Genomic DNA, 24,683 nt, shown 5'->3' on the forward strand with positions numbered 1-24,683 from the left:
AATCAGGACTTGGCAGTGAAGGCCGCTTCCTGGCCGAAACCGGTCGGCGAGGTGGAGCTTGGGGTTTTGGCGCAGGTGCCGGCCGGAACCAGTTTCCAGGCGTTGGCCTGGTCTTTGACTTTCGAGGTGCCAGCGCAGGAAGTACCGGCGCCCGCAGCGCAATCGTTCTTGCCGGCTTCAGCGACGCCGAAGCACTTTTGCATGTCGTCGGCAGCGTGAGCGGTGGTGGCCAGGGTGGACAGGCTCAGGGCAGAACCCAGGGCCAGGATGAGGGAGGCGGCGGACAGTTTGGTAGTCATGGTGTATCTCCAGCAGTGGGTTGAGTTGGCGGGCTTGAGTGCCTGCTTGTACCACTAGAGACGACGGGAAGGAATCTGTTACAAGCCTGTCGAAAATAATTTCACGCGTGGCAAAATCCAAGGATCACACAAAGCAAATGTGGGAGCGGGCTTGCTCGCGAATGCGGTGGATCAGTCAACATATTCAGTGACTGACACTCCGTATTCGCGAGCAAGCCCGCTCCCACATTCTTACATCCGGTTTCTGCGGTGACCGTCTCTTAGCCCCCGAGGTAAGCCTCACGCACCTTCGGATCGGTCAGCAACTGCTCACCCGTGCCCTGCATCACCACCCGGCCGTTTTCCAACACATAGGCGCGGTCGGCGATTTTCAGTGCCTGGTTGGCGTTCTGTTCCACCAGGAACACCGTTACACCGTCCTTGCGCAGCTGTTCGATGATGTCGAAGATCTGCTGGATGATGATCGGGGCCAGGCCAAGAGACGGTTCGTCGAGCAGCAACAACTTGGGCTTGCTCATCAGCGCCCGGCCAATGGCGAGCATTTGCTGCTCGCCACCGGACATGGTGCCGCCACGCTGGCTGAAGCGTTCCTTGAGCCGAGGGAACAGGTGCAGCACCTTGTCCATCTGCTCCTGGTAATCGCCTTTGTCGGTGAAGAACCCGCCCATCGCCAGGTTCTCTTCCACGGTCAGGCGCGAGAACACGCGACGGCCTTCGGGCACCACGGCAATGCTCTTGCGCATGATGTGCGACGACTGTTGCCCCACCAGCTCTTCACCCATGTAGCGGATGCTGCCGCTGTGAGCCTGCGGCGAACCGCAGAGGGTCATCAGCAAGGTCGACTTACCTGCACCGTTGGCGCCGATCAGCGTGACGATCTCACCCTGGCGCACTTCCACGTTGACGCTGTGCAGGGCCTGGATCTTGCCGTAGAAAGTGGAAACGTTTTCGAATTGCAGCATTTTACGCTTCCCCCAAATAGGCTTTGATCACTTCAGGATTGTCGCGGATCTGCTCCGGCGTTCCGTTGGCCAGCGGCGTGCCCTGGTTGATCACCACGATGTGGTCGGAAATGCTCATGACCAGTTTCATGTCGTGCTCGATCAACAGCACCGTGGCGTTGTTTTCCTCACGCAGCACGCTGATCAGTGCCTTGAGGTCTTCGGTTTCCTTGGGGTTCAGGCCGGCAGCCGGTTCGTCGAGCATCAGGATCCGCGGGCGGGTCATCATGCAGCGGGCGATTTCCAGGCGACGTTGCTGACCGTAGGCCAGGGTGCCAGCAGGGCGGTTGGCGAACTCGGTCAGGTTGACCTTGTCCAGCCAGTACGCCGCGTACTCCATGGCCTCGCGTTCGCTTTTGCGGAACGACGGCGTCTTGAACAGGCCTGCAAAGAAGTTGGTGTTCAGGTGACGGTGCTGGGCGATCAGCAGGTTCTCGACCGCCGTCATGTCCTTGAACAACCGCACGTTCTGGAAGGTTCGCACAACGCCCTTGCGGGCGATCTCGTGGCCGGCCAGGCCCTGGATCGGTTGGCCGTCCAGCAGGATGCTGCCGCCGCTAGGCTTGTAGAAACCGGTGAGGCAGTTGAACACCGTGGTCTTGCCGGCGCCGTTGGGGCCGATCAATGCAACTACTTGTTTCTCTTTCACGGTCAGGGCCACGCCATTGACCGCGAGCAAACCGCCGAAGCGCATGCTCAAGTTTTCGACTTTCAGGATCTCGCGGCTCATTTGCGCAGCTCCATGTGTGGACGTTGCATGGGCAGCAGGCCTTGAGGGCGCCAGATCATCATCAGCACCATCATGGCGCCGAACATCAACATGCGGTATTCGCTGAACTCACGCATCATTTCCGGCAGCAGGATCATCACGATCGCCGCCAGGATCACGCCCAACTGCGAGCCCATGCCACCCAGTACCACGATGGCGAGGATGATCGCCGACTCGATAAAGGTGAACGACTCCGGGGTGACCAAGCCTTGGCGAGCGGCGAAGAAGCTGCCGGCGAAACCGGCGAACGCAGCACCCAGGGTGAACGCGGAGAGCTTGATGATGGTCGGGTTCAGGCCCAGGGCCCGGCACGCGATCTCGTCTTCGCGCAGCGCTTCCCACGCGCGGCCAATCGGCATGCGCAACAGGCGGTTGATCACGAACAAGGCGGCCAATGCCAGCAACAGCGCCACCAGGTACAGGAACACCACTTTACTGACCGGGTTGTAGTCGATCCCGAAGTATTCGTGGAAGGTTTGCATGCCTTCTGCGGCGGTGCGGTCGAACGACAGCCCGAAGAAGGTCGGCTTGGGAATGCTGCTGATGCCGTTGGGGCCACCGGTGATATCGGTCAGGTTACGCAGGAACAGACGGATGATTTCACCGAAGCCCAGAGTCACGATGGCCAGGTAGTCACCGCGCAAACGCAACACAGGGAAACCCAGCAGGAAGCCGAACGTAGCGGCTGCCATGCCCGCCAACGGCAAGCAGATCCAGAAGCTCCAGCCCAAGTAGTGCGACAGCAATGCGTAGGTGTACGCGCCCACGGCGTAGAAGCCCACATAACCCAAGTCGAGCAGACCGGCCAGGCCCACCACGATGTTCAGGCCCAGGCCCAGCAACACGTAGATCAGGATCAGGGTGGCGATGTCGACGGCGCCGCGCGAACCAAAGAATGGCCAGACCAACGCGGCTACGATCAAGCCGATGATGATGTAGCGCTGGGTGCGCGGCAGGGTCAGGAATTGGCTGACCTTGGGCGATACCAACGGGCCACGGTTGCTCTTGAGCAAGGCACTGAACTGATCGCTGAACAACACGCGCAGGAACATCAGCACCGAACACAGGGCGATGACGGTCAGGGTCACGGGACCCGTGCCGTGCACTTCCAGGTTGATGCCGACAATGCTCAGCTTGAGGCCGAGTACCGGAAAGGCCACGGCCCATACCAGCAAGGCGCTGAAAAACGCCGATTTAAGATATCTGCTCATACTTTCTCAACCTCCGGACGGCCCAGGATGCCGGTCGGACGGAACAACAGCACCAGAACCAAGAGACCGAACGCTACGACGTCCTTGTATTGGTCGCCGAAGATATCGGCGCCGAACGCTTCGGCCACACCCAGCACCAGGCCACCGAGCATCGCGCCCGGAATACTGCCGATGCCGCCCAGGACCGCCGCGGTAAAGGCCTTGAGCCCTACCAGGAAACCGGCGTTGGGGTTGATCACGCCGTACTGCATGCTCAGCAGCACCGCCGCGACGGCAGCCAGTGCGGCACCGATCACGAAGGTCAGGGCGATGATGTTGTTGGTGTTGATGCCCAGCAGGTTGGCCATCTTGATGTCTTCGGCGCAAGCCCGGCAGGCACGCCCCAGACGGGAGCGGGAGATGAACAGGGTCAGGCCCAGCATGGCCACCAGGGTGACGACGAAGACCAGGACCTGCATGTACGAAATCAGCACTTCTTGTGCGCCACCTGGGCCGAAGGAGAAGCTCCCCGGAATCAGGTTGGGAATGGACTTGTCCTTGGAGTCCTGGGACAGCAATACGGTGTTTTGCAGGAAAATCGACATGCCGATGGCGGAAATCAGCGGGATCAAACGGTTGCTGCCACGCAAGGGACGGTAGGCAACGCGCTCGATACTGTAGCCATAGGCACTGGTCACGATGATCGACGCAAGGAACGCAGCGGTCATCAACAGCGGCAGGGAGTGGATCCCCATCATGGCCAGCCCGGCAAGGGCGATGAAGGCCACGTAGGAACCAATCATGTACACCTCGCCATGGGCGAAGTTGATCATTCCAATGATGCCGTAAACCATTGTGTAGCCAATGGCTATCAAGGCATAGGTGCTGCCAACGGTCATGCCGTTAACCAGCGTTTGGAAAAAATGATAGATCTCAGGCATTACAGCGCTCCTAAAAACCCGATACGCATTTCACTGGTGGAGTCATGTTCCGGCCCTGTGCTGTGTTCTGTGAGCACATTTGCACAAAGCGTTTGCCAGCGAACCGCTGGTGACGGTTTTAAGATTTTCAGGTGAGCCAGCGCCCGGATCGCGGGTGTCAGGCCCATAAACCTCGTAAAACAAAGCCCACTGCTCTCACAGTGGGCTTGTTGGACCAGTAACGCCTGGCTTACTGAGGGGAAACTTCGGTTTTAGGTTTGCCGAAGTGCCATTCGTAGACCACGAACTTGAAGTCCTTCAGGTCGCCCTTGGCATCGAAGCTCAGGTCGCCAGTAGGGGTCTTGAAAGTGCCTGCGTGGATGGCTGCAGCCACTTTGGCGGTGTCTTCGCTCTTCGCGGCAGCGATACCGCCGGCGATGACTTCAACTGCCGAGTAGGCTGGGAACACGAATGGGCCGCTTGGGTCTTTTTTGTCAGCGACGAGCGCGTCGACGATGGCTTTGTTCGCTGGATCGGCGTCGAAGGATTTCGGCAGGGTGACCAGCAGGCCTTCGGAAGCGCCCTGGGCGATTTGCGAGATGGAGTCGTTGCCGACACCTTCTGGGCCCATGAACTTGGCGTTCACGCCTTTTTCCTTGGCTTGGCGCAGGATCAGGCCCAGCTCAGGGTGGTAGCCGCCGTAGTAGACGAAGTCGACGTTGGCTTGCTTGAGCTTCTGAATCAGCGAACCGAAGTCTTTGTCGCCAGCGTTGATGCCTTCGAAGAGGGCAACTTTCACGCCTTTTTTCTCGAGGGTCTGTTTAACGGCGGTGGCGATACCTTCACCGTACTGCTGCTTGTCGTGAATAACGGCAACGACTTTTGGCTTCACGTGGTCGGCGATGTAGTTGCCCGCTGCAGGGCCTTGGGCGCTGTCCAGGCCGATGGTGCGGAACACCAGTTTGTAGCCACGGGAAGTGATTTCCGGGCTGGTGGCAGCCGGGGTAATCATGATGACGCCTTCGTCTTCATAAATGTCGGACGCTGGCTGAGTGGAGCTGGAGCAAAGGTGACCGACCACGAACTTGACGCCGTCGTTGACCACTTTGTTGGCTACGGCAACGGCTTGTTTAGGATCGCAAGCGTCGTCGTATTCCTTGGCTTCGAGCAGTTTGCCGTCGACGCCGCCTTTGGCGTTGATGTCGGCAATGGCTTGCTTGGCACCCATGAATTGCATGTCACCGTATTGCGTCACCGGACCGGTTTTAGGACCAGCAATACCGATCTTGATGGTGTCGGCTGCGAACGAATGGCCGGCAACCCCAGCCAGGACCATAGCGGCAAACAGTTTGGAAATCTGCTTAGTAGCCTTATTCATAATGCTCCACTCTTACTGTTGTATTTTTTATAGTTCTAGCGGCCTTGTGAGCTGCAGAACCGGATCGGATATCTCGGATATCCCCCCGGCAGTGCCCTGGCAACTGTACCGGTACAGTGTAGAGCGCCGGTTGATCGCTTGAAAAGCTGGCTGCTGGGGGCAAAACCCGGGTGTGTCGCTTAAATGAAAGAAAAAGACAGAATTGCGGCGGGTTGATGCCAGAGTCTCAGGCAATCCTTGGCTTTTCTGACACTTTCTATCGGTGCTTCATTTGCAACTGGGTTTTTCTGCACGAGTGACGACGTTATGATTGCGCCGTTTTTTACTCAGGTGAATTCCCATGACGCAAGAACCTAGCACCCTCTATGCCAAGCTGCTCGGTGAAACCGCCGAAATATCCTGGAAGGAGCTTGAGCCGTTCTTTGCCAAGGGTGCCCTATTGTGGGTCGACGCCGGGCTGGATTTGATCGAAGCCGCCGAGGGAATGGCCGAAGATAACCGCGATAAAGTCGCTGCCTGGCTGGCCGCGGGCAGCCTTGGCGAAGTGTCTGCGACGCGGGCATTGGACCTGGTGGAGCGTGATCCCAGCCTGTGGGCGGTGGTGGTTTCGCCGTGGATTCTGATCCAGGAAAGGGCATCGCAAGAATAGTTGGCACTAAAAAGGTGCGCGTTTTTCGCGGCAACAAGTGTGTAGCGGAGTAACCGCTGGAGCCGTGATGGCATCTTGCCGTAGAGAAAGGTCACAGCCGAGGGTGACGTGCGCGTAATGGGAACAGTTCTCTCGCCGCCAAAAGGCCAGGGGAATTGTTTCTCGGTGTGAATAAAGGCGGTTGGCCATCAGAAATATCTGACGGAAGCGGTGAATTATCGGTGGATTCCGGTAAAGTTCGTGGCTTGTTCCATGGAGCTAGTCATGCCGTCAGCGCTGCCCCCCTTAGAGAAAACGTCGCACCAGTTGCTCTACCTTATTTACGGTAACCAGGATGTTTACCGGCGCGAGGCCAAATTCAGCATTCTTACCGCCTTGTCACAGCTCAAGCCAGGCGAGTCGTTGTGTATCCGGGTCATGACCGACCGAGCGCAGGATTACATCGGCTGGCCAGTTGAAACCATCGAGCTGGATGAGCAAACCCTGGCCCTGTGGCAGGGCGAGAATGGCTATACCCACCGCCGCAAGGCCTGCGCAATCGCCCATGGCCTGACGCTCGCGGACAAGACCCTGTTCGTCGATACCGACACGCTGTTCCTCAAGTCTCCCCACCGTGTGTTCGAACTGATCGAGCCCGGCAAGTATGTGATGGACGAGTTCGAGTACGACTGGAGCTATGTCTGCAAACGCCCGGACTACCTCAAGTTGGGCCGCCACCTGCATCAACATGGAATCTCTGCCAGTAATAGCTTCAAGCTCTATAACAGTGGCCTGTGCGGCGTGCGCGCCAGTGATTCGCCATTGCTTGACGCGTCGATCCAGTTGATTGATGAGTGGACGCAGGATTCGTTCGATATCCACACCATCGAGCAAGTCGCGATTTCCTTTGCGATGCGTGGCAAAACGGTGCGTGAGGCCAGGAAGTTCGTTCACCATTACTACTCCGACAAGCGCTTTTTCCACGCCATGCAAGCGCATTTCTTCGATTTGCACGGTGAGACGTTCGATCCGACGCTGGTCGCGCGATGCCTGGACGTACCGCGCGTCAAGCCGGTGCCGTCCCCTTGGCAGCGGCTGCGTATCAAATGGAAACTGCGCAATCAGCGCAAGCACATGAAAAGGGTGGGTCGCGACCTGCTGTACGGCAGTTCGGCGCCAGAGCATCCTTACTACGACGTATGCCGGCATGGCTGGTGGGAGTCGGCGTCGCGCGAAATTCGTGGGTGGGATGAAGCTGAACAAAAGAAATTCTTCGGCCCGAATGACACCCACTGGCCGAAGCAGTTGCCCCGGCCTTCAACGTCCGCAGACGAGCAAAAGATCCTGGCTTTCCTGCGCCAGCAGCGGGCTCGCTGATAGGCGACGGCGCCGAGCGGCGCCGTCGCAGGTTCTCAGGCGGTCTTGCCGGTGTGGTTATTCAATGAAATGACCTTGGTCTTGCCGATCCGGTGACGGTAGATCTCACGCAGGTACTTGATCGCCTTCTTCACGCAATCCCGTGACAGGCGAATGTCATTGATCGACACGAACTTCTCTTTGTCGTTGATCAACTCGCGGTACTTCTTCTCGTACATCGGCTTGATCGCGTACCAGTTGGTGTCGAGGATCTTCGCCGGGTTCTCAAATTCGTTGAGCAGCTCATCGATACGGTCTTCGTCGAAGTCCTCATGGATGATGAAGTCCAGGATCGAGTTGTCCAGTGTGTCGTCGAAACGGTACGGGTTGCGGGCAAAGCAGCGCTTGATAAACGCCACGATCAGCGTGAGGAAGTCGTCCGACAGGCACGGGCTTTTGGCGATCAGGGTGGTCAGCGACAGGTTGGCCGACGCGCCGATGACCAGGGCGTAACGTTTGAGCGTGGTGTTGGGGAACAGGCTGTTGAGGTGGGTCTTGAGTCGATTCAAGTCCATGTAGGACAGCTTGTAGTCTTTGGGCAGCGAGACAATCGACACCACCGACGAGCAGTTCTTGAAGAAGTGCAGGTCATGCAGCGCCGCCGCGTCATAACCAGAGTTCTTGTATTGCTCCAGCGACGCCTTGTAGCGCTTGGACTCAATCGGCAACAGGCTGATGCCCTCGATGGCCTGGGTGACTTTGTTGAAGTGCGGCAAGTCGATGGAGCGGAAGAACAGGTCATCAATGTTCAAGCGCTGCGGTTCTTTTTCGAACACCTTGAACTTGTCGCCCGTCGGCACCGGGGTTTCCGGGACGACAGACTCGGCATAGGCAATCGCCACCGGGCCGGCCAGGCTCATGAACAAGTCGTTGGCATCCAGGCGAATGGTTTCGCCGATGTCGATGCCCGCGCGACGGAAGTAGTTCTGGTCGTAGTCGGTGGTCACCGCCTGGGCGGTGAGGATGTTGAAGATCTGCTGGGAGATGTACTGGTTGGCGTGTTTCTCCATGGCATTGACATCAATGTTCTGGATGTTGCCATCGTCGCTTTCTTCGGCGTAACGCATGATGTCGTTGGAGATCAGCATCATCGCGTTCCACGGCCGGATACGGCCTTTTACGCTAGCTTCGCTGCTGTCTTCATTGGCGAAGTTGTACGAGAAATCCCATTCTTCCGACAGATACTTGCACAGCAGTCGACCGGCGTTGATGTGCAGTGCCTCTGACATTTCGCTGCGGTGATCGGAAATGTTCGGCAGCACGCAGATACCGCTGGTGAAGATCGGCTCGAACACAAAGGCGTGGCCGCTCTTGCTGTCATGCTCGTCGGCAGGCTTGGTGTCGAACGTCTTGTTCATGTACGAGTGTTGCTGGGCCAGGCCGAACTCCGAGGCCATGCCCGAACCGGTGCCGCCGCCGGCACTGAAGATCGAAAAGTACAGGCGCGACTGGTTAGCCTTGATGCCGCATGAGTCGATCAGGTACGAGTGGATCATCTTCCAGTCGGGGCTGGAAAAACGCTGGGTGTCTTTGTTGAGGATGATCTTGGCCAGGTACTGGCCGAGGATCGGCGCGTTACCGGCACCACCGGCATGGACTTCCGACAGGTCCATGATTTTCATCTTGCTGTAATCACGCAAGAACCCGCTTTTTTCGCCCTTGCGCGAAAAGCGGATACGCCCGGCGATGTCTTTGTCCAGGTCGCCGAGCATTACCAACGGTTCTACCAGGAACACCGGCTTGCTGGCTTTGCCGCTGCCCAGGCGCAGGTTGTTGCGGATCCACTGGGCGGGGCTGTAGCCCTTATCCAACGACTTGTCTTCAGTGCTGAATTCGTTGAGGTAGAACTTGCGCGCGTTGTACACCAGTTCGGCGACGTCCAGCGCAATGTTCGAACCACAGCGGCCCAGGCCGATCAGGCACACCGACGGAAATTCCTGGTCGTTGCGCGGCTCGCCCTCGGCTTCCATGTAGGGCGGGCGCGGGAACACCATGTCGCGCAGGCCGTCGAGGTTGTCGAGGATGCGGTCGGTATTGGTTTCGGTGAAGTACAGGTATTGCTGCGTGGCCAGCGGGCGCGTGTTGCTCAATGACTTTGAACCTGAGGGTTTTTCCGCAGGAGCTGGGAGCAACACGTCGGATACCACGGTGGCAGAGTTATTTTTAGAAGTCATTGTGCGCCATGTGCCTGGGCGGATGGCTGAAAGTAATCAAAGGGCCATCACGGAATGGGAGTTCGCGACTTTTACAGTGCGTCCTTGTCCGGATCGATTGGGTTTGACCCTGGTGATTCCCAGGAAAACGTGGCCGGACTCTGATGAATCGGCCGTTCGTCGGCGTTCTTTAGGCAAATGATGGCGAAATGCCAAAGATTCGGCGTCAGCGAATTGGCCTGACGATAGAGGTGGACCCTGGGCGGTTGGGGGAGGGCTCTTTCGGAGGGGAGCTGTCCTTGCTGCCCACCGTACTGAACGGGTAGAGCGGGTTGCGCATGTCGATGCCCTGGATCACGCCGATGATGTCACTCGCCGGTACGGCCGGGCTCAACAGGTAGCCCTGGACGAAGTCGCAGCCGTGTTTGAGCAGCAGTTCGAATTGGGCCTGGGTTTCCACGCCTTCGGTCACCACCTGCAAGTGCAGGGTGTGGGCCATGCCGATGATCGCCTGGACGATCTCGATATCGGCGGTGGACTTGGGGATGTCCTGGATAAACGAGCGGTCGATCTTCAAGGTGTTGAGGGGCAGGCGCTTGAGGTAGGCGAGGGACGAGTAGCCGGTACCGAAGTCGTCGATGGCCAGGGATACACCCAGCGCCCGAATCTGCCGCAGCAACGCCAGCGTACTGCTGATGTTGCCCATCAGCGCATTTTCGGTGACTTCCAGTTCCAGGCGGTTGGCGCCGATTGCGCTGAACCTCAGTGCGTCTTCGATTTCATCCGCCAGTTCGTCACGGGCCAGGTTCAGCGCCGAGCAGTTCACGGCCATGGTCAGTTCGGTGTAGCCCCGGTCCGACAGCAAACTCAAGTCATGACAGGCCTGGCGCAATACCCAATGGTCCAGTTCGGCGATCAGCCCGTTGTTCTCGGCGATGCTGATAAACCGATCCGGGGCCAGCAGCCCGTGCTGCGGGTGTTGCCAGCGCACTAACGCTTCCAGGCGGGTGACCTTGCCCAGTTTCATGTCGAAGATCGGTTGGTAGAACAGCACCAATTGGTGACGCGTGCGCAGGGCTGCGCGCAGTTCTTCTTCGAGTTGTAGTTCAAGAAACGCGCGGGTTTTCAGGTTGGAACTGAAGAACGTCAGGCTGTTACGCCCGGTGTCCTTGGATTGGTACAGCGCCAAGTCGGCGGTTTTCAGCAGCTCTTCGCAGGTCAGGCCATCGTCGGGAAACAGGCTGATACCGATACTGGTGGTCATCACCATGCGCCGGCCAGCCAGCTCGATGGGTTCTTTCATCTTTTGCATGATGCGCTGGGCCAGGTGCCGCGCTTCGTCACGGTGATGGACGCTGATGAGGATACAGAACTCATCGCCGCCAAACCGCGCGACCACGTCTTCGTGGCTGCGCACCGAGCCTTTGATATGCCCGGCCAGCACGGTGAGTAACTGGTCGCCGGCATCGTGTCCGAGGCTGTCATTGATGCGTTTGAAGTGATCGATGTCGAGAAATATCACCGCCATCATGCCGTGTGATGTGGTTTTTTCGGCGACTTTCTCCGCAAAGATCTGGTTGAAACCCCGGCGGTTGAGCAGGCTGGTCAGTGCGTCGTAATGGGCCACTTGTTGCAGGGAGGCGCGGGCCTGGTCCAATTCGCTGAGCAGGGCGTTGACCCGGCGCAGGTCGCGTTCCTTGTGTTGCAATTTTTTGTCGGCCAGCGCGGCGCTGATGCTGCTGCCGATCACCAGCAACGTGATGACCGCCACGGACAAGCCCAGTTGGATCGGATTGTTGTCCAGCGGCAACGACAAGTCGGCTTCATTGGGCACCATCAGGCGCATCGCCGCCATGCCGGTGAAATGCATGCTCAGGATGCCAGCGCCCAACACCAGGCTGGCAGCGTATTTGAGTAATTGATGGAACACGCCGGCGCCATTGCGCAAGTAGCTCGACAGCAGCAACGCCGCCAGGCTGGCACCAATGGCGATGCCGATGGAGGCCAGGAACAGCTCCGACTCAAAATACACTTGGGCCTGGGAGCGCATGGCCGACATGCCAACGTAGTGCATCAGGGCGATGCCGATGCCCATCCACACCGAAGCCAGCAAATACTGATGAAAGCGCAGGTGCGTATGACTGAGGGTTTGCATGGCAAACAACGACGCCACCAGCGCAATCAACAGCGAAGCGAACGTCATGAGCAATTCGTAGTGAATGGCAATTGGCGCCTGGAAGGCCAGCATGCTGATGAAATGAGTGGACCAGATACCGCCAGCAAGGCAGCCGGCACCCAGCCAACGCCAGTGGCGTCTTGCGGTGGGGTCCTCGACATGGCCGACTCGTTCGGCCATGTCCAGCGTGCCGAAACCTGCCGCGCAAGCGACCAGATAGGCCAGCAGCACCAGAAAGGGGTTATGACTGCAATTGAGTAATAAGTGCCCGCTTTCTGGAAGGTCAGTGAAAAAATGCAGACCCAGCCATTCCATAGCATGCCCCGTCATAGAGTCATTACGTCACTGCCTACGGCGATGACCTATGGAGTCGAGTATAGAAGTCTGGTGGGATTCGCCACGGGTAATGGCACTTTGCTCTCAACGATTTTGGCATGCCATCCATAGCGTTTGATGCTAAGCGCTGATGGGCAACTCCAGTTCAAACGGCGCTTCCAGGGGCGGCAGGCCGAAAGCGGCGCGGGCGGCATCGCAGTCGACGTTCTGTACGCCTTCGTGCCAGGACGCTTCAAACTCTCGGCAGGGGCTGGACCGTTGTTCATAAATCGAGCAACTCGTGGCCTTGCCCACTTCACCCTCAAGGCTGCAGCAGCGTGCGGGTTTCTGGTCGGTGCCAATCATCGCTACGCGCGTCGGATTGATCTGTACGACCAGGTCATCGGGCACCGTTCCGCCGGATGAGGCGCACTCTCCCCAGAAGAAAGACACGCGAAAGTATGAACAGCAGGCACCGCAACTCAGACACGGACTGGCTTCGGACATGGGCGTCATCGATAAGAAAAGTAAGAAGGGGGGACTACGGGAAGGCTCGCCATTCTATCCGTGCCATGGCCATTGGGAAGGGGGTGGCACACATATATTTTTGTAGGGAAAGTCCCGTAATGCCGGGTGAAATCATGCCCTATCAGCTTTACGAATCATTACAGACAACCGTCGCCCGCCTGACTATGTTGCAGGTACCGGGCAGGATGCATCGGGCATCGCAGCTCTCATAACAATAAAAGAGACGGACCCATGCAGAACTCGACCCAAGCGGCGAATGCCTGGCGCATTCTGTTCCTGCTGTTCCTCGCCAACCTGTTCAACTTTTTCGACCGCACCATTCCCGCGATCATCATCGAGCCGATCCGCATGGAATGGCACTTGAGCGACTTCCAGCTCGGCATCATCGGTACCGCCTTCACCATCGTCTATGCCATTGCCGGCCTGCCGCTCGGGCGCATGGCCGACACCGGCTCGCGCAGCAAACTGATGGGCTGGGGCTTGTTCGCCTGGAGCGGGCTGACGGCGGTCAACGGCATGGTCGGTAGTTTCTGGACCTTTTTGTTGGTGCGCATGGGCATCGGCATTGGCGAAGCCAGCTATGCGCCAGCGGCCAATTCGCTGATCGGCGACCTGTTCCCGGCACACCGTCGTGCACGGGCTATGGGCATTTTCATGCTGGGCCTGCCGCTGGGGCTGTTGCTGGCGTTCTTCACTATCGGTGCGATGGTCAAGGCGTTCGACAGCTGGCGCGCACCGTTCTTCATCGCCGCTGTGCCGGGGCTGATCCTTGCGGTGTTCATGTTCTACATCAAGGAACCCAAGCGCGGCGCGGCGGAAGCCGTGCAAGTCTCCCAGGAACGCGTCGACCGCCCGATCCGCCGCGTCCTGGCGGTGCCGACGTTCCTTTGGTTGGTGCTGGCCGGCCTGTGTTTCAACTTCGCCACCTATGCCTGCAACTCATTTTTAGTGCCGATGTTGCAGCGTTACTTCCTGATGCCGCTGCAGGATGCAGCAGTCGCCACTGGCGTGATTGTCGGCCTGACCGGCTTGGTGGGCCTGACGTTGGGCGGCTGGATCGCCGACAAGATTCATCAACGGGTGCCCAATGGACGCCTGTTGTTTGCTGCGTTCAGCCTGATTATTTCCACCGTCACCACCGCCTGGGCGCTGCACGCCGGGCGCATCGAGATCGGGGTGTTCGTGGCACTGTTCAGTGTGGGCTGGCTGTTTGCCTATAACTTCTACACCTGCGTGTACACGGCGATTCAGGATGTGGTTGAACCGCGCCTGCGCGCGACGGCGATGGCGTTGTTCTTTGCTGGGTTGTACTTGCTGGGCGGTGGTATGGGGCCGGTGGTGGTGGGGGGCTTGTCCGATCACTTTGCCCATTCGGCAATGTATGCGGCGGGGGCGGAGCAGATGACCGAGGCGTATAAAGCGGTGGGTTTGCATGACGCCATGTACCTGATTCCGGTAGCGCTGTTTCTGACCATGCTGTTTCTGTTTCAGGCCTCGCGGTGCTTTGTGCGCGATGCCAAGAAGATGAAAGAGGGGTTGGGGGCGGTGGAGGTGCCGGCTGCTGCGGTTACCGCTTGAGGCCGAGGTGACCCCTTCGCGAGCGAGCCCGCTCCCACATTTGACTGAGTTTCTCCAGTTGAAATGCAATCAAATGTGGGAGCGGGCTTGCTCGCGAAGAGTCCCGAAAGGCATATACAAAAGGCCCGCATTGCGCGGGCCTTCTTTTTTAGCCTGCGACCAGGACTCGGATCGCTTCCAAGCGCAACGCTGCCTTGTCCAACATGGCCAAACCTTGCTCACGCTGGTTACGCAACGCTACCAACTCACTGTCACGCACCGTCGGGTTAACCGCTTGCAGCGCGGTCAAGCGTGCCAGTTCTTCGTCGGTGTCCGCCGCCAGGCGACGCTTGGCCTCGGCCACACGCTCGGCATGCTGCGGGGTGATCTTGTCTTCACCGGCGTTGATCCGTGGCGTCAGCTGATCACGCTGGGCCTGGATGAACTTGTTGGCGCTGGCACGTGGCACGCTTTCCAACTGGTCGTTGAGGGTTACGAACGACACGCGGCTCGACAGGTCGTTGCCATTGGCGTCCAGCAGGCAGCGCAGGGCGGCCGGCGGCAGGTAGCGGCCCAGTTGCAGCGAGCGCGGGGCGACCACTTCGCTGACGTAGAGCAGCTCCAGCAACACGGTGCCCGGCTTGAGCGCCTTGTTCTTGATCAGCGCCACCGCGGTGTTGCCCATGGAGCCGGACAGCACCAAGTCCATGCCGCCCTGCACCATCGGGTGTTCCCAGGTGATGAACTGCATGTCTTCACGCGACAGCGCCTGGTTGCGGTCGTAGGTGATGGTCACGCCTTCGTCGTCGCCCAGGGGGAAGCTGGCGTCGAGCATTTTTTCGCTCGGCTTGAGGATCAGGGCGTTTTCCGAATGGTCTTCGCTGTCGATGCCGAACGCATCGAACAGGGTTTCCATGTAGATCGGCAGGGCGAACTGGTCGTCTTGCTCGAGGATGTCTTCTACCAGTGCATCGCCTTCGCCCGCACCACCGGAGTTGAGCTCCAGCAGGCGGTCACGGCCGGTGTGCAGCTCTTCTTCAAGACGCTCGCGCTCGGCACGGGCTTCGTCGATCAGGGCTTGCCACTCGCCATCGTCGGCGTTTTCCAGCAGCGGCAGCAGGCGCGGGCCGAACTGATGCTGCAAGGCGTTGCCGGTAGGGCAGGTGTTGAGGAAGGCGTTAAGCGCTTCGTGGTACCACTGGAACAGGCGCTCTTGCGGGCTGGTTTCCAGGTACGGCACGTGCAGTTCGATCACATGCTTTTGGCCGATACGGTCCAGACGGCCGATCCGCTGTTCCAGCAGGTCAGGGTGGGACGGCAGGTCGAACAACACCAGGTGGTGAGAGAACTGGAAGTTGCGGCCTTCACTACCGATCTCGGAGCAGATCAGCACCTGGGCGCCGAATTCTTCATCGGCGAAGTAGGCGGCGGCGCGGTCACGCTCCAGGATGTTCATGCCCTCGTGGAATACCGTGGCCGGAATGCCGGAGCGCACGCGCAGGGCGTCTTCCAGGTCCATGGCGGTTTCGGCGTGGGCGCAGATCACCAGGACTTTGGTGCGCTTGAGCATTTTGAGTTGGTCGATCAGCCACTCGACACGCGGGTCGAAGCGCCACCAACGGTTCTCTTCCTCGACGTCCGGCTGGGACTGGAAGCTGACTTCCGGGTACAGCTCAGCGTGTTCGCCCAGCGGCAATTCGAGGTATTCGTCCGGGTTTGGCAGCGGGTAGGCGTGCAGCTTGCGCTCCGGGAAACCCTGCACCGCAGCGCGGGTGTTACGGAACAGCACGCGGCCGGTGCCGTGGCGGTCGAGCAGCTCACGCACCAGGCGGGCGCTGGCTTCGGTGTCGCCATCGTTGACGGCGGTGAGCAGGGCTTCACCTTCATCACCCAGGAAACCCTGGATGGTTTTATGCGCTTTAGGCGACAGGCGGCCCTTGTCCATCAACTCCTGCACGGCTTCGGCCACCGGGCGATAGTTTTCGCTCTCGGCGCGGAAGGCTTGCAGGTCGTGGAAACGGTTCGGGTCAAGCAGGCGCAGACGCGCAAAGTGACTGTCCTGGCCCAGCTGTTCCGGGGTGGCGGTCAGCAGCAGGACGCCAGGGATGACTTCGGCGAGTTGCTCGACCAGCGCGTATTCCGGGCTGACCTTGTCTTCATGCCAGACCAGGTGGTGGGCTTCGTCGACTACCAGCAAGTCCCAACCGGCGGCGAACAGCGCGTCCTGGGCTTTCTCGTCGTCCACCAGCCATTCCAGGGCCACCAGCGCGAGCTGAGTGTCTTCGAACGGGTTGGTGGCATCACTTTCGATAAAGCGTTCTTCGTCGAACAGTGCAACCTGCAGGTTGAAGCGGCGGCGCATTTCCACCAGCCACTGGTGCTGCAGGTTTTCCGGCACCAGGATCAGCACGCGGTTGGCGCGGCCCGACAACAACTGGCGATGGATTACCAGGCCGGCTTCGATGGTCTTGCCCAGGCCCACTTCGTCGGCCAGCAATACCCGTGGCGCAATACGGTCAGCGACTTCGCGGGCAATGTGCAGTTGGTGAGCAATCGGTTGCGCGCGCACGCCACCCAGGCCCCACAGGGAGGATTGCAACTGGCGGCTGGTATGTTCCAGGGTGTGGTAACGCAGCGAGAACCAGGCGAGCGGGTCGATCTGCCCGGCGAACAGACGGTCGCTGGCCAGGCGGAACTGGATAAAGTTGGAGAGTTGGGTTTCCGGCAGGGTGACCTGCTCGTTCTGCCCATTGAGGCCGTGGTAGACCAGCAGGCCGTCGACGTCGTCGACTTCTTGCACGGTCATTTTCCAGCCTTCGAAATGGGTGATGCTGTCACCCGGCGAAAACCTCACGCGAGTGAGGGGCGCATTCCGTAGCGCATACTGGCGAGTGTCGCCAGTGGCCGGATAGAGCACGGTCAACAAGCGGCCGTCCTGTGCCAGAACGGTGCCTAACCCCAGCTCTGCTTCGCTGTCACTAATCCAGCGTTGCCCCGGTTGATACTGCTGCGCCATGCTGCCTGACTCCCGCCGTGAAAAAGCCGACTATCTTAACGGAACAAGGCCCCCCGCCCAAGGACTCTGACAAAAACTACTCCGTTTGCGCGTGGCTTCGGAAGCTGAATCGACGGGTGGCGGGCACTTGGGAGTGTCGACTGGGTCACAGGTTGGCGAGTGTGTGCTCAAGTCGCCCTGCAACCCGCCGACAGCCTGTTGACCAGGAGAATAAAATTTATGCTGCCACCCATGCTGCCCGTCAGCGTTGTGCCGGTTACGTCACAACTCGATCCGGTGCGTCAGAAGCCGGACATCCCGCCCGTGGTGCCAGTCCAAGCGGGCTCCAATGAAAGCACTATCGATCTGAAAAAGGGCGATGCCGAGCAGTCGACGTTTCTGCTGCGTGAAGAGCAGCGTCGCCAGCAAGAGCAGCAGAAACGTCGGCGTGAAGCCGATGAGGACCCGGAACAGCACCTGGCAATTCCGGGGGACCTGCTCAATGCCGACAACACCGTGCCGGTGGTGCCGTTGATTGAAGACGCACCGCGCCAGGGCTTGTGGGTGGACGTCGAGGTTTAATCGCGCAGTTCCCAGAGGGCTGCCAGCAGCCGTTCGATATCGTGCTCGTCGTTGAGCGGGCTGACGGAGATCCGCGCCACACTGGCAAGGCCTCGTGCCTGCATATCCAGTGGCGTGTAGGCCACACCGTTGGCGCCGATATTGATGCGCTTCAAGCCCAATCGGCGCTTGAGTTCGAAGGCGTCCCAGCCCTCGAGGTTGAAGGCGATCAGTCCTGATTGAGCCGTGCCCAGGTCATGCAGGGAAATGCCCGGGATCTGACGCAAGCCTTCGCGGATTCGCGCGCTGGTCTGTGAGACTTGGCTCCAAATCTGCTCAACCCCTAGCCGGTTCGTCTCCTGCAATGCATTGCCCAACCCCGCCAACAACGCGAAAGAGGCCTCGCTGGTTTCAAATCGGCGGGCGTCGTTGCGCAAGTCGAAACCTTCGGCGGTCCAGGGCGCGGAAAACACATCACGCTGGGCGGGGTTCAAGTGTTGCAGAAAGCCCGGCCTTACGTAGAGCAGCGCCGTGCCTCGTGGCCCGCGCAGGTGTTTGCGCCCGGCCGACTTGAGCACGTCGCAGTGCAACGCTTGCACATCCACCGGCAGTTGGCCGACGGCTTGGCCGGCGTCGATGAAGTAGGGGATGGTGTGGCGCCTGGCCACTTCACCGATGGCCTGGGCAGGGTTGATCAGGCCGCCATTCGCTGGCAGCCAGGTGAGGTCGATCAGCTTCACGCGGGCATCGATCATCGACTCCAGCGCCGCCGGGCAAACCGCGCCGCTGTCATCGCAGGCAATGACCTCCACGCGGGCACCCGCCTGTACGGCCACTTGCATGCTCGCCAGGTTGCCGCCCCATTCGTGGCGGCCCACCAGAATTCGGTCGCCCGGCTGCCACGGGCCCAATGCCTGGAACGCCATGCTCCAGGCGGTCGAGCCGCTGCTGGCAAATGCAATGGAGTGGGCGGGTGCATTGAGCAATTGCCCGGCGGCGCGGCGGGCTTTTTCCACCAGCACGGCGCCGTGGTCGCCAGCCTCCATCGGGCCTTCGCGGGCTTCACGTTGCAGTTGCTCGACGATCGCGTCGAGCGTTGCCTTGCTGGGCAGGGAAGCGCCGGCGTGGTTGAAGTGCACGATGCCGGACTGGCAGCCGGGGGTGTCATCGCGCAGGTTTTGCACCTCCAGCGGGCTCACGGCCGCAGCTCGAAAATGGCATCAACCTCCACCGCCACGCCAGCGGGCAGGCTGGAAACACCCACGGCCGTGCGTACATGTCGGCCTTTGTCGCCGAGGGCGTTGACTACCAAGTTGGAGGCACCGTTGGCGACCAGGCTTTGTTGCTTGAAGTCGGCGCTGCTGGCGATAAATACCCCCAGACGCAGAATGCGCACCAGGCGCGACAGGTCATCGCCCAGCGCATCGCCCAGTTGCCCCAACAAGCCGAGTGCTGCGAGTTCTGCGGCCTGGGCGCCTTCTTCATTGCTGAGGGATTCACCCAGGCGGCCCACATAGGCAGGTTTGCCATCCACCAACGGAATTTGCCCGGAGACAAAGAGCTGGTTCTGGCTGATGACGTAGTTGATGTAGTTGGCAGCCGGCTGGCCGGGCGTGGGCAGGGTCAGGCCAAGGGCTTGGACGCGTTGGCGCAGGGAGTCGCTCATGATCAATCCTCTGGGTTAAGAGGTGTCAGCATGTTGGCTGTCTCGAGGGGCGACAAACGGATAGATCTCACACGACGAATCGAAAAAACTCACGTGTCGCTGCAGGCTTCCTTCAACCACTGGCTGAAGCATTCAGCCGCGTCGCTGCCGGGCCCCTGCGGGGCGATCAGCCAGTAGCCGATTTCGCTGTGGTAGGGCGGCCAGTCAAAGGCTTCCACCAGGCTGCCATCCTGGAGCTTGCGCTCGATCAGGCGATGACGGCCCATGGCAATGCCCTGGCCGGCTACGGCGGCTTCGACCACGATGTTGTAGTCGTGCAGCATCACGCGAGGATGGTCAGCGAGGTCGACTTGGTAGTGCTCGGACCAATCGGTCCATTCAAACGGCCGGTGCGAAGTGGCCATCAGCAACGGGCTGTCGTGACGTGCCTTGAACGCTGGGCTGCATACCGGGGAGATCACTTCCGGCATCAGCCGTGTGGCCTGCACGTCGGGCCAGTCGCCCTTGCCATAGCGGATGGCCAGGTCGACTTCGGCGGCGGCAACGTTGGCCAGTTGAATCGCCGGCAGCAACTCCACCTGGATATGCGGGTAGCGGTTCAGAAACCCTGCCAGGCGCGGCGCCAGCCACAGTGTGGCAAAGGACGCCAGCAAGCCGATGCGCAATACCGTGATGCTCGGCTTGACGCGTTGGCTACGTGTGGCGGCGGCGATGGCGTCCAGAGCGGGGCGGATTTCGTCGTAGTAACGCTGGCCGTCAGCGGTCAGATCAATCGCACGGGTGCGTCGGATAAACAGTGGCTTGCCCAAGTGCTGTTCAAGCTTTTGTACTTGGTGGCTCAAGGCGCTTTGGGTGACTGACAGCTCGTTCGCGGCCTTGATAAAACTCAAATGGCGCGCCACGGCTTCGAAGGCGCGCAGGGCCAGCAATGGCGGAAGGTCCTTGTGCAATGCCACCTGAGCGCGTCTCCAGAGCCTGGGAAAGTGCCGATTTTGGGCGATGACCTGCATTTTGTCGCCCGCTGATTTGCGATGGAGCGGGGGAGGCCGCATTATTGAGCCATTCCCGCCACGACGTAAGCCAAGCCATGAGTGATGACGACAAGCTGATCGACCTGAATGCCGAACGGGCCAAACGTGTCCATGACCTGAACGACAAGCGCCTGAATGAAGTGCGCCAGGCATTTGAACAAGCAATGCCGCTCGGCAAAGTTAAGAAAAAACCAAAGAACAAACCAAAAAAACGTTGAAACAACCTGCATCTGTTGATGCAGGTCAGTTATTGCCCTTCTTTACGCCCCGTTGCGGGCGACATTGATCCCCGTCAATTTTCCATTCTGCCTTCTCCATTAACTTAGCCCTATCGCAACAGGGCAAGTGCAGGAGGCCGGTCATGTTTATCGATAATGTGGTATTTGCCGGAGTGCTGACTGTCAGCCTCATGGTGCTGTTTTTTGTAGGGTTTGGAATTTTTATCTGGAAAGACGCGAATAAGCGTAAAAAACCCTAGGTCTTTCCGGGTTACATGAGCACGCAAGGCATTTTGGGCGACTTCGGTCGCCCTTTTTTTGCCTGGGATTTGATCGGGTTGATTAAATCTGTTCCATAAAAAAAGGTGCGGTTCTCAATAGAGGCCGCACCTTTTTTTTAATCGTGGGTTATCAGCTACCCAGCGCCTTCGAGGCCAACCAGAACAACCCGGCCGACAGGCCTACGGTTGCTGGCAGTGTCAGCACCCAGGCCATCAGGATGGTCTTGACGGTACCGCCTTGCAGGCCGCTCTTGTTGGCGACCATGGTACCGGCTACACCCGACGACAGCACGTGCGTGGTCGACACTGGCAGGCTGAAGATGTTAGCCAGGCCAATCATGCTCGCGGTGGTGATCTGCGCCGACATGCCTTGGGCATAGGTCATGCCTTGCTTGCCGATTTTTTCACCGATGGTCAGCACCACGCGTTTCCAGCCAACCATGGTGCCCAGGCCCAGGGCCAGCGCGACGGCGAGGATCACCCAGAACGGGGCGTACTCGGTGGTGGCTGTCAGGTCTTTGCGCAGCTTGTCGAGGTCGGACTTCTCACGTGCATCCAGGCCCGGCAGCTTGCCGACTTTCTTCGCGGTGTCATCCAGGCAGAGCAGGTAGCGACGCACTTCAATGCGGTGCTCGGCGGTCAACGAGTGGTAGTCGGAAACACCTTTGAGCGTCTCCATCAGCGCGCTGATGGTCGGCTCAGTCTGCTGCGGGTTGCACTGGAATTTGCCTGGGAGGTCGTTCTTCACGCTTTTGCCCAGTGCCAGGAACTCGCCAAGGGTGGCGTTGTTACGCTGGTAGAACTGGCTCAGGTGCACAGTGGCGTCGCGGGTGCGTTCGATCTGGTAAGTGGTGCTGCCCAGGTCGAGTACGAACTGCGCCGGTACGATACCGATCAGCACCAGCATGATCAGGCCGATGCCTTTTTGACCGTCGTTGGAGCCGTGCACGAAACTCACGGCCATGGCGGAAATCACCAGGACCAGGCGGTTCCAGAACGGCGGGTGCTTCTTGTCGTCAAGCTTGCGGCGCTGGTCCGGGGTCTTGTGCATCTTCGACAATGGACGCCACCATTTAAGGGCAATCAGCACCAGCGCCGCGACCAGGAAACCGGCCATCGGCGAGAACACGAGGGAGGCACCGATATCAATCGCCTTCTGCCAGTTCACACCGTCAGCCAAGGGGATATCGTTGATCAGCGCGTTGGCCAGGCCGACACCGAGGATCGAACCGATCAAGGTGTGGGAGCTGGAAGCCGGGATGCCGAAGTACCAGGTGCCCAGGTTCCAGGTGATGGCCGCTGCCAATAGCGAGAAGACCATGGCCAGGCCGTGGCCGGTGTTCACATTGATCAGCAACTCCACCGGCAGCAAATGCACGATGGCGTAGGCGACACCCACACCGCCGAGCAACACGCCGAGGAAGTTGAACACCCCGGAGAAGAACACGGCCAGGTGCGGCGGCATGGCTTTGGTATAGATGACTGTGGCCACCGCGTTAGCGGTGTCATGAAAGCCATTGATGAACTCGAAGGCGAGGACAAAGGCCAGGGCGAGCAACAGGCTCACTAGAACCCAAGCATCCAGTCCGCTGAATAAATCGATCATGAAGGTTTTCTGACCCGGTCGTAAGGGGGCGCGATTATGCCAGAAAACCTCGGTAATCGATGCACTAGCTGCTCATCGGTAACAATCTTCACTGAAAAACCAGGCGGGAGAGGCGTGCATCCCACGGTTTTCGGGGCTTTGGCAAGTCTTTGATTTATAACGCGGAGGGGGGATTCGACAGGCAATTGTCACGAAAACGTCATGCCTGAAACATTTGTATGAAATTTCGCTGGTGGCAGTCGGATGAGAGGTAGCCGGTTGCTAGCAATACGCCAGCAACCGAGGCGATACCTTCAGGCTGAAACCGAGTTGCTTATGACTCCTCGGTTTTGAGTTCCTGTTCTATCTTTTGGATTTCCTGGGCAAATGCCTGGTCGAGCAGGCTGGCTCGCTTGCGCCATGGTTTGCGTTCAGGTTCAGGCTGGGCGGCGTAGGTGGTGACTTCCCCGCCGTAAACGTCCTTGTAACGTTGCTCCTGGCGCTCAAGTTCCGCGCGCAGTTCATCTTTCGTCACAGTATTACCTAATTGAGTTGAGTGTAATTACGCTGCAGCTTTTTGCCTGAATGACACCCTCGGTGTTGTTCCAAGTTGAACGCGTGAGACGTTCAAGTTTGAACTAGGTACGAAGGCCATTTGTTAGTGCAGTCATTCGAGGCAGGTTGTTGCGACCGACCATGCACAGCCTGTGCATGACCTGGCGAGCTCTGATCCCGATAGTGAAACCGGGCCGACCTCCGCATAGGGTGCATTATAGCGACGCATTTGAATAACACTATCGGCATAAAGTTAAAAAGCGTCAACTTTGTGTGAGCGTTTTGTTACACGCGAGCGTCAGCCATGTGCGCCTATTCTGGCGCCATAAACGCTTCAATCGATTAAGACTTTATAACGCGGCGCTAAAGTGTTCCGTGACTGCCCTGGCCCTCACGACACGAAATTGCGATTATCGAATGATCGTCCGATAATCGCACAATGTTGCAGGCGCTGCCTTGTGCATCACGGTGTGCGCGGCTTGTAATAGCCAACCAACCTCCCTCGCGGATGACAATAAGAGAAAGGACCCCGACATGAACGATCAATTGCGCAACTCTTTCGCGTCAGTCGCGCCGCCGATCGTTGCTTCACCGGCCAAGCGTATCCAGGCGTTTACCGGTGACCCCGACTTCATGACCTCCTTGGCCCGTGGTTTGGCCGTGGTGCAGGCGTTTCAAGAACGCAAGCGCCACCTCACCATCGCCCAGATCAGCCACCGCACCGAAATACCCCGCGCTGCCGTGCGCCGTTGCCTGCACACCTTGATCAAGTTGGGCTACGCCACCACTGATGGGCGCACGTACTCGCTATTGCCCAAAGTGCTCACCCTGGGCCATGCCTATTTATCCTCGACACCGTTGGCCGTGTCGGCCCAACCCTATCTGGACCGCATGAGTGAGCAGTTACACGAGGCGTGCAACATGGCCACCCTCGAAGGCGACGACATTCTCTATATCGCTCGCTCTGCCACCACTCAGCGCCTGATTTCCGTGGACCTCTCGGTGGGTGGGCGCTTGCCTGCCTATTGCACGTCCATGGGCCGTATCCTGCTCGCGGCACTGGATGACGCCTCGCTGCAGGACTACCTCGACCACGCCGACCTGCAAACCAAGACCAGCCGCACCCTGACCACACCTGCCGCGTTGTTTGAATGCCTGCAGCAAGTGCGTCAGCAAGGCTGGTGCATCGTCGACCAGGAATTGGAACAAGGCCTGCGCTCTATCGCGGTGCCGGTGTACGACGCCTCCGGCCAGGTATTGGCCGCGCTCAACGTCAGCACCCACGCCGGGCGGGTCAGCCGCAGCGAGCTGGAACAGCGGTTTCTGCCGAGCATGCTCAGTGCCAGTCGCGAGTTGAGTGCGCAGTTGTTTGCCTAAGTGTTCGGTGACCGCACAGATCCCGGTTTGATCAATTGACGGTGTTTCCCCTGGCTTATTAATGTGCGGCAGCGCTATCAGCGC

22 protein-coding genes are annotated in these 24,683 nt (G+C 59.2%); 7 read left to right on the top strand and 15 right to left on the bottom strand.

What is annotated here, in order from left to right; all coding sequences use genetic code 11:
- Positions 1-2: 2 nt before the first annotated feature.
- The 6 genes from HF257_RS08370 to HF257_RS08395 form a co-directional block, all read right to left on the bottom strand.
- Complete coding sequence (locus tag HF257_RS08370) at positions 3-299, bottom strand: BufA1 family periplasmic bufferin-type metallophore (protein WP_185707286.1); 297 nt, start codon at positions 297-299, stop codon at positions 3-5.
- Positions 300-559: 260 nt separating this feature from the next.
- Positions 560-1,261 carry an ABC transporter ATP-binding protein gene (locus HF257_RS08375; RefSeq protein ID WP_017844798.1) on the bottom strand — a complete coding sequence of 234 codons (702 nt, stop codon included), beginning with the start codon at positions 1,259-1,261 and terminating at the stop codon, positions 560-562.
- Position 1,262: 1 nt separating this feature from the next.
- A complete protein-coding gene (livG, locus tag HF257_RS08380; RefSeq protein WP_185707283.1) occupies positions 1,263-2,030 on the bottom strand; it encodes a high-affinity branched-chain amino acid ABC transporter ATP-binding protein LivG in 768 nt (255 codons plus the stop codon).
- A complete protein-coding gene (locus tag HF257_RS08385) occupies positions 2,027-3,280 on the bottom strand; it encodes a high-affinity branched-chain amino acid ABC transporter permease LivM (protein WP_185707281.1) in 1,254 nt (417 codons plus the stop codon). The genes livG and HF257_RS08385 overlap by 4 nt, the downstream gene beginning before the upstream one ends.
- Complete coding sequence (livH, locus tag HF257_RS08390; protein ID WP_025855194.1) at positions 3,277-4,200, bottom strand: high-affinity branched-chain amino acid ABC transporter permease LivH; 924 nt, start codon at positions 4,198-4,200, stop codon at positions 3,277-3,279. Before livH ends, HF257_RS08385 begins: the two co-directional genes overlap by 4 nt.
- A 229-nt stretch (positions 4,201-4,429) precedes the next feature.
- Positions 4,430-5,557: a branched-chain amino acid ABC transporter substrate-binding protein gene (locus HF257_RS08395; RefSeq protein ID WP_185707279.1), complete on the bottom strand. Its 1,128-nt coding sequence runs from the start codon at positions 5,555-5,557 to the stop codon at positions 4,430-4,432.
- A 340-nt stretch (positions 5,558-5,897) separates the two neighbouring features.
- On the opposite strand from HF257_RS08395, the gene HF257_RS08400 reads away from it, so the two are divergent.
- Positions 5,898-6,206, top strand: coding sequence for a DUF2288 domain-containing protein (locus HF257_RS08400; protein ID WP_185707277.1), 309 nt, complete (start codon positions 5,898-5,900; stop codon positions 6,204-6,206).
- A 264-nt stretch (positions 6,207-6,470) separates the two neighbouring features.
- On the top strand, positions 6,471-7,562 hold the full coding sequence (locus HF257_RS08405; RefSeq protein WP_185707275.1) for a hypothetical protein: 1,092 nt from the start codon (positions 6,471-6,473) through the stop codon (positions 7,560-7,562).
- 35 nt (positions 7,563-7,597) lie between these two features.
- Here the strand turns inward: HF257_RS08405 and HF257_RS08410 are convergent, their stop codons facing one another.
- From HF257_RS08410 to HF257_RS08420, 3 genes are all read right to left on the bottom strand, one after another.
- Positions 7,598-9,775, bottom strand: a complete 2,178-nt coding sequence (locus HF257_RS08410; RefSeq protein WP_185707273.1) for a hypothetical protein — start codon at positions 9,773-9,775, stop codon at positions 7,598-7,600.
- Between the two features lie 205 nt (positions 9,776-9,980).
- The gene (locus HF257_RS08415; protein ID WP_185707271.1) at positions 9,981-12,245 is read right to left on the bottom strand and encodes a putative bifunctional diguanylate cyclase/phosphodiesterase; all 2,265 of its coding nucleotides are present in this window, start codon (positions 12,243-12,245) and stop codon (positions 9,981-9,983) included.
- Between the two features lie 141 nt (positions 12,246-12,386).
- Complete coding sequence (locus HF257_RS08420) at positions 12,387-12,752, bottom strand: YkgJ family cysteine cluster protein (RefSeq protein ID WP_185707268.1); 366 nt, start codon at positions 12,750-12,752, stop codon at positions 12,387-12,389.
- Positions 12,753-13,004: 252 nt separating this feature from the next.
- Here HF257_RS08420 and HF257_RS08425 point away from each other — a divergent pair, with 252 nt between their 5' ends.
- Positions 13,005-14,351 (top strand): spinster family MFS transporter, encoded by a 1,347-nt coding sequence (locus HF257_RS08425; protein WP_185707266.1) that lies wholly within the window; start codon positions 13,005-13,007, stop codon positions 14,349-14,351.
- A gap of 148 nt (positions 14,352-14,499) precedes the next feature.
- Here the strand turns inward: HF257_RS08425 and rapA are convergent, their stop codons facing one another.
- On the bottom strand, positions 14,500-17,346 hold the full coding sequence (gene rapA, locus HF257_RS08430; protein ID WP_185707264.1) for an RNA polymerase-associated protein RapA: 2,847 nt from the start codon (positions 17,344-17,346) through the stop codon (positions 14,500-14,502).
- Positions 17,347-17,565: 219 nt separating this feature from the next.
- Between rapA and HF257_RS08435 the strand changes: the two genes are divergently transcribed.
- The gene (locus HF257_RS08435) at positions 17,566-17,907 is read left to right on the top strand and encodes a hypothetical protein (protein ID WP_025855310.1); all 342 of its coding nucleotides are present in this window, start codon (positions 17,566-17,568) and stop codon (positions 17,905-17,907) included.
- Here HF257_RS08435 and HF257_RS08440 read toward each other — a convergent pair.
- The 3 genes from HF257_RS08440 to HF257_RS08450 form a co-directional block, all read right to left on the bottom strand.
- Entirely contained in the window at positions 17,904-19,085 is a 1,182-nt protein-coding gene (locus HF257_RS08440) for an aminotransferase class V-fold PLP-dependent enzyme (protein ID WP_185707262.1), read from the bottom strand. The two genes, HF257_RS08435 and HF257_RS08440, sit on opposite strands and share 4 nt — an antisense overlap.
- Positions 19,082-19,552 carry a RidA family protein gene (locus tag HF257_RS08445; protein ID WP_185707260.1) on the bottom strand — a complete coding sequence of 157 codons (471 nt, stop codon included), beginning with the start codon at positions 19,550-19,552 and terminating at the stop codon, positions 19,082-19,084. Before HF257_RS08445 ends, HF257_RS08440 begins: the two co-directional genes overlap by 4 nt.
- 89 nt (positions 19,553-19,641) lie before the next feature.
- Positions 19,642-20,508 carry a LysR substrate-binding domain-containing protein gene (locus HF257_RS08450; RefSeq protein ID WP_185707258.1) on the bottom strand — a complete coding sequence of 289 codons (867 nt, stop codon included), beginning with the start codon at positions 20,506-20,508 and terminating at the stop codon, positions 19,642-19,644.
- A gap of 131 nt (positions 20,509-20,639) precedes the next feature.
- Here HF257_RS08450 and HF257_RS08455 point away from each other — a divergent pair, with 131 nt between their 5' ends.
- The gene (locus tag HF257_RS08455) at positions 20,640-20,801 is read left to right on the top strand and encodes a hypothetical protein (RefSeq protein ID WP_017844811.1); all 162 of its coding nucleotides are present in this window, start codon (positions 20,640-20,642) and stop codon (positions 20,799-20,801) included.
- A 143-nt stretch (positions 20,802-20,944) separates the two neighbouring features.
- Positions 20,945-21,061, top strand: coding sequence for a cytochrome c oxidase subunit CcoM (ccoM, locus tag HF257_RS33465; protein ID WP_003172387.1), 117 nt, complete (start codon positions 20,945-20,947; stop codon positions 21,059-21,061).
- 151 nt (positions 21,062-21,212) lie between these two features.
- Here the strand turns inward: ccoM and HF257_RS08460 are convergent, their stop codons facing one another.
- Both HF257_RS08460 and HF257_RS08465 read right to left on the bottom strand, forming a co-directional pair.
- Positions 21,213-22,688 carry an inorganic phosphate transporter gene (locus HF257_RS08460; protein WP_185707256.1) on the bottom strand — a complete coding sequence of 492 codons (1,476 nt, stop codon included), beginning with the start codon at positions 22,686-22,688 and terminating at the stop codon, positions 21,213-21,215.
- Between the two features lie 313 nt (positions 22,689-23,001).
- Complete coding sequence (locus tag HF257_RS08465; protein WP_058425216.1) at positions 23,002-23,202, bottom strand: hypothetical protein; 201 nt, start codon at positions 23,200-23,202, stop codon at positions 23,002-23,004.
- A gap of 554 nt (positions 23,203-23,756) precedes the next feature.
- Here HF257_RS08465 and pcaR point away from each other — a divergent pair.
- The gene (pcaR, locus tag HF257_RS08470) at positions 23,757-24,599 is read left to right on the top strand and encodes a pca regulon transcriptional regulator PcaR (protein ID WP_028619267.1); all 843 of its coding nucleotides are present in this window, start codon (positions 23,757-23,759) and stop codon (positions 24,597-24,599) included.
- The last annotated feature ends 84 nt before the right edge of the window (positions 24,600-24,683 follow it).

It is taken from the genome of Pseudomonas cremoris, assembly GCF_014230465.1.

Excerpts from the sequence above, each read along its gene's own strand:
- rapA (WP_185707264.1), bottom strand. The coding sequence starts at position 17,346 with ATGGCGCAGCAGTATCAACCGGGGCAACGCTGGATTAGTGACAGCGAA.
- livH (WP_025855194.1), bottom strand. The coding sequence starts at position 4,200 with ATGCCTGAGATCTATCATTTTTTCCAAACGCTGGTTAACGGCATGACC.
- HF257_RS08370 (WP_185707286.1), bottom strand. The coding sequence starts at position 299 with ATGACTACCAAACTGTCCGCCGCCTCCCTCATCCTGGCCCTGGGTTCT.
- HF257_RS08410 (WP_185707273.1), bottom strand. The coding sequence starts at position 9,775 with ATGACTTCTAAAAATAACTCTGCCACCGTGGTATCCGACGTGTTGCTC.
- HF257_RS08420 (WP_185707268.1), bottom strand. The coding sequence starts at position 12,752 with ATGTCCGAAGCCAGTCCGTGTCTGAGTTGCGGTGCCTGCTGTTCATAC.
- HF257_RS08455 (WP_017844811.1), top strand. The coding sequence starts at position 20,640 with ATGAGTGATGACGACAAGCTGATCGACCTGAATGCCGAACGGGCCAAA.
- ccoM (WP_003172387.1), top strand. The coding sequence starts at position 20,945 with ATGTTTATCGATAATGTGGTATTTGCCGGAGTGCTGACTGTCAGCCTC.
- HF257_RS08375 (WP_017844798.1), bottom strand. The coding sequence starts at position 1,261 with ATGCTGCAATTCGAAAACGTTTCCACTTTCTACGGCAAGATCCAGGCC.
- HF257_RS08385 (WP_185707281.1), bottom strand. The coding sequence starts at position 3,280 with ATGAGCAGATATCTTAAATCGGCGTTTTTCAGCGCCTTGCTGGTATGG.
- pcaR (WP_028619267.1), top strand. The coding sequence starts at position 23,757 with ATGAACGATCAATTGCGCAACTCTTTCGCGTCAGTCGCGCCGCCGATC.
- HF257_RS08425 (WP_185707266.1), top strand. The coding sequence starts at position 13,005 with ATGCAGAACTCGACCCAAGCGGCGAATGCCTGGCGCATTCTGTTCCTG.
- HF257_RS08460 (WP_185707256.1), bottom strand. The coding sequence starts at position 22,688 with ATGATCGATTTATTCAGCGGACTGGATGCTTGGGTTCTAGTGAGCCTG.
- HF257_RS08405 (WP_185707275.1), top strand. The coding sequence starts at position 6,471 with ATGCCGTCAGCGCTGCCCCCCTTAGAGAAAACGTCGCACCAGTTGCTC.
- HF257_RS08400 (WP_185707277.1), top strand. The coding sequence starts at position 5,898 with ATGACGCAAGAACCTAGCACCCTCTATGCCAAGCTGCTCGGTGAAACC.
- HF257_RS08395 (WP_185707279.1), bottom strand. The coding sequence starts at position 5,557 with ATGAATAAGGCTACTAAGCAGATTTCCAAACTGTTTGCCGCTATGGTC.
- HF257_RS08415 (WP_185707271.1), bottom strand. The coding sequence starts at position 12,245 with ATGGAATGGCTGGGTCTGCATTTTTTCACTGACCTTCCAGAAAGCGGG.
- livG (WP_185707283.1), bottom strand. The coding sequence starts at position 2,030 with ATGAGCCGCGAGATCCTGAAAGTCGAAAACTTGAGCATGCGCTTCGGC.
- HF257_RS08445 (WP_185707260.1), bottom strand. The coding sequence starts at position 19,552 with ATGAGCGACTCCCTGCGCCAACGCGTCCAAGCCCTTGGCCTGACCCTG.
- HF257_RS08435 (WP_025855310.1), top strand. The coding sequence starts at position 17,566 with ATGCTGCCACCCATGCTGCCCGTCAGCGTTGTGCCGGTTACGTCACAA.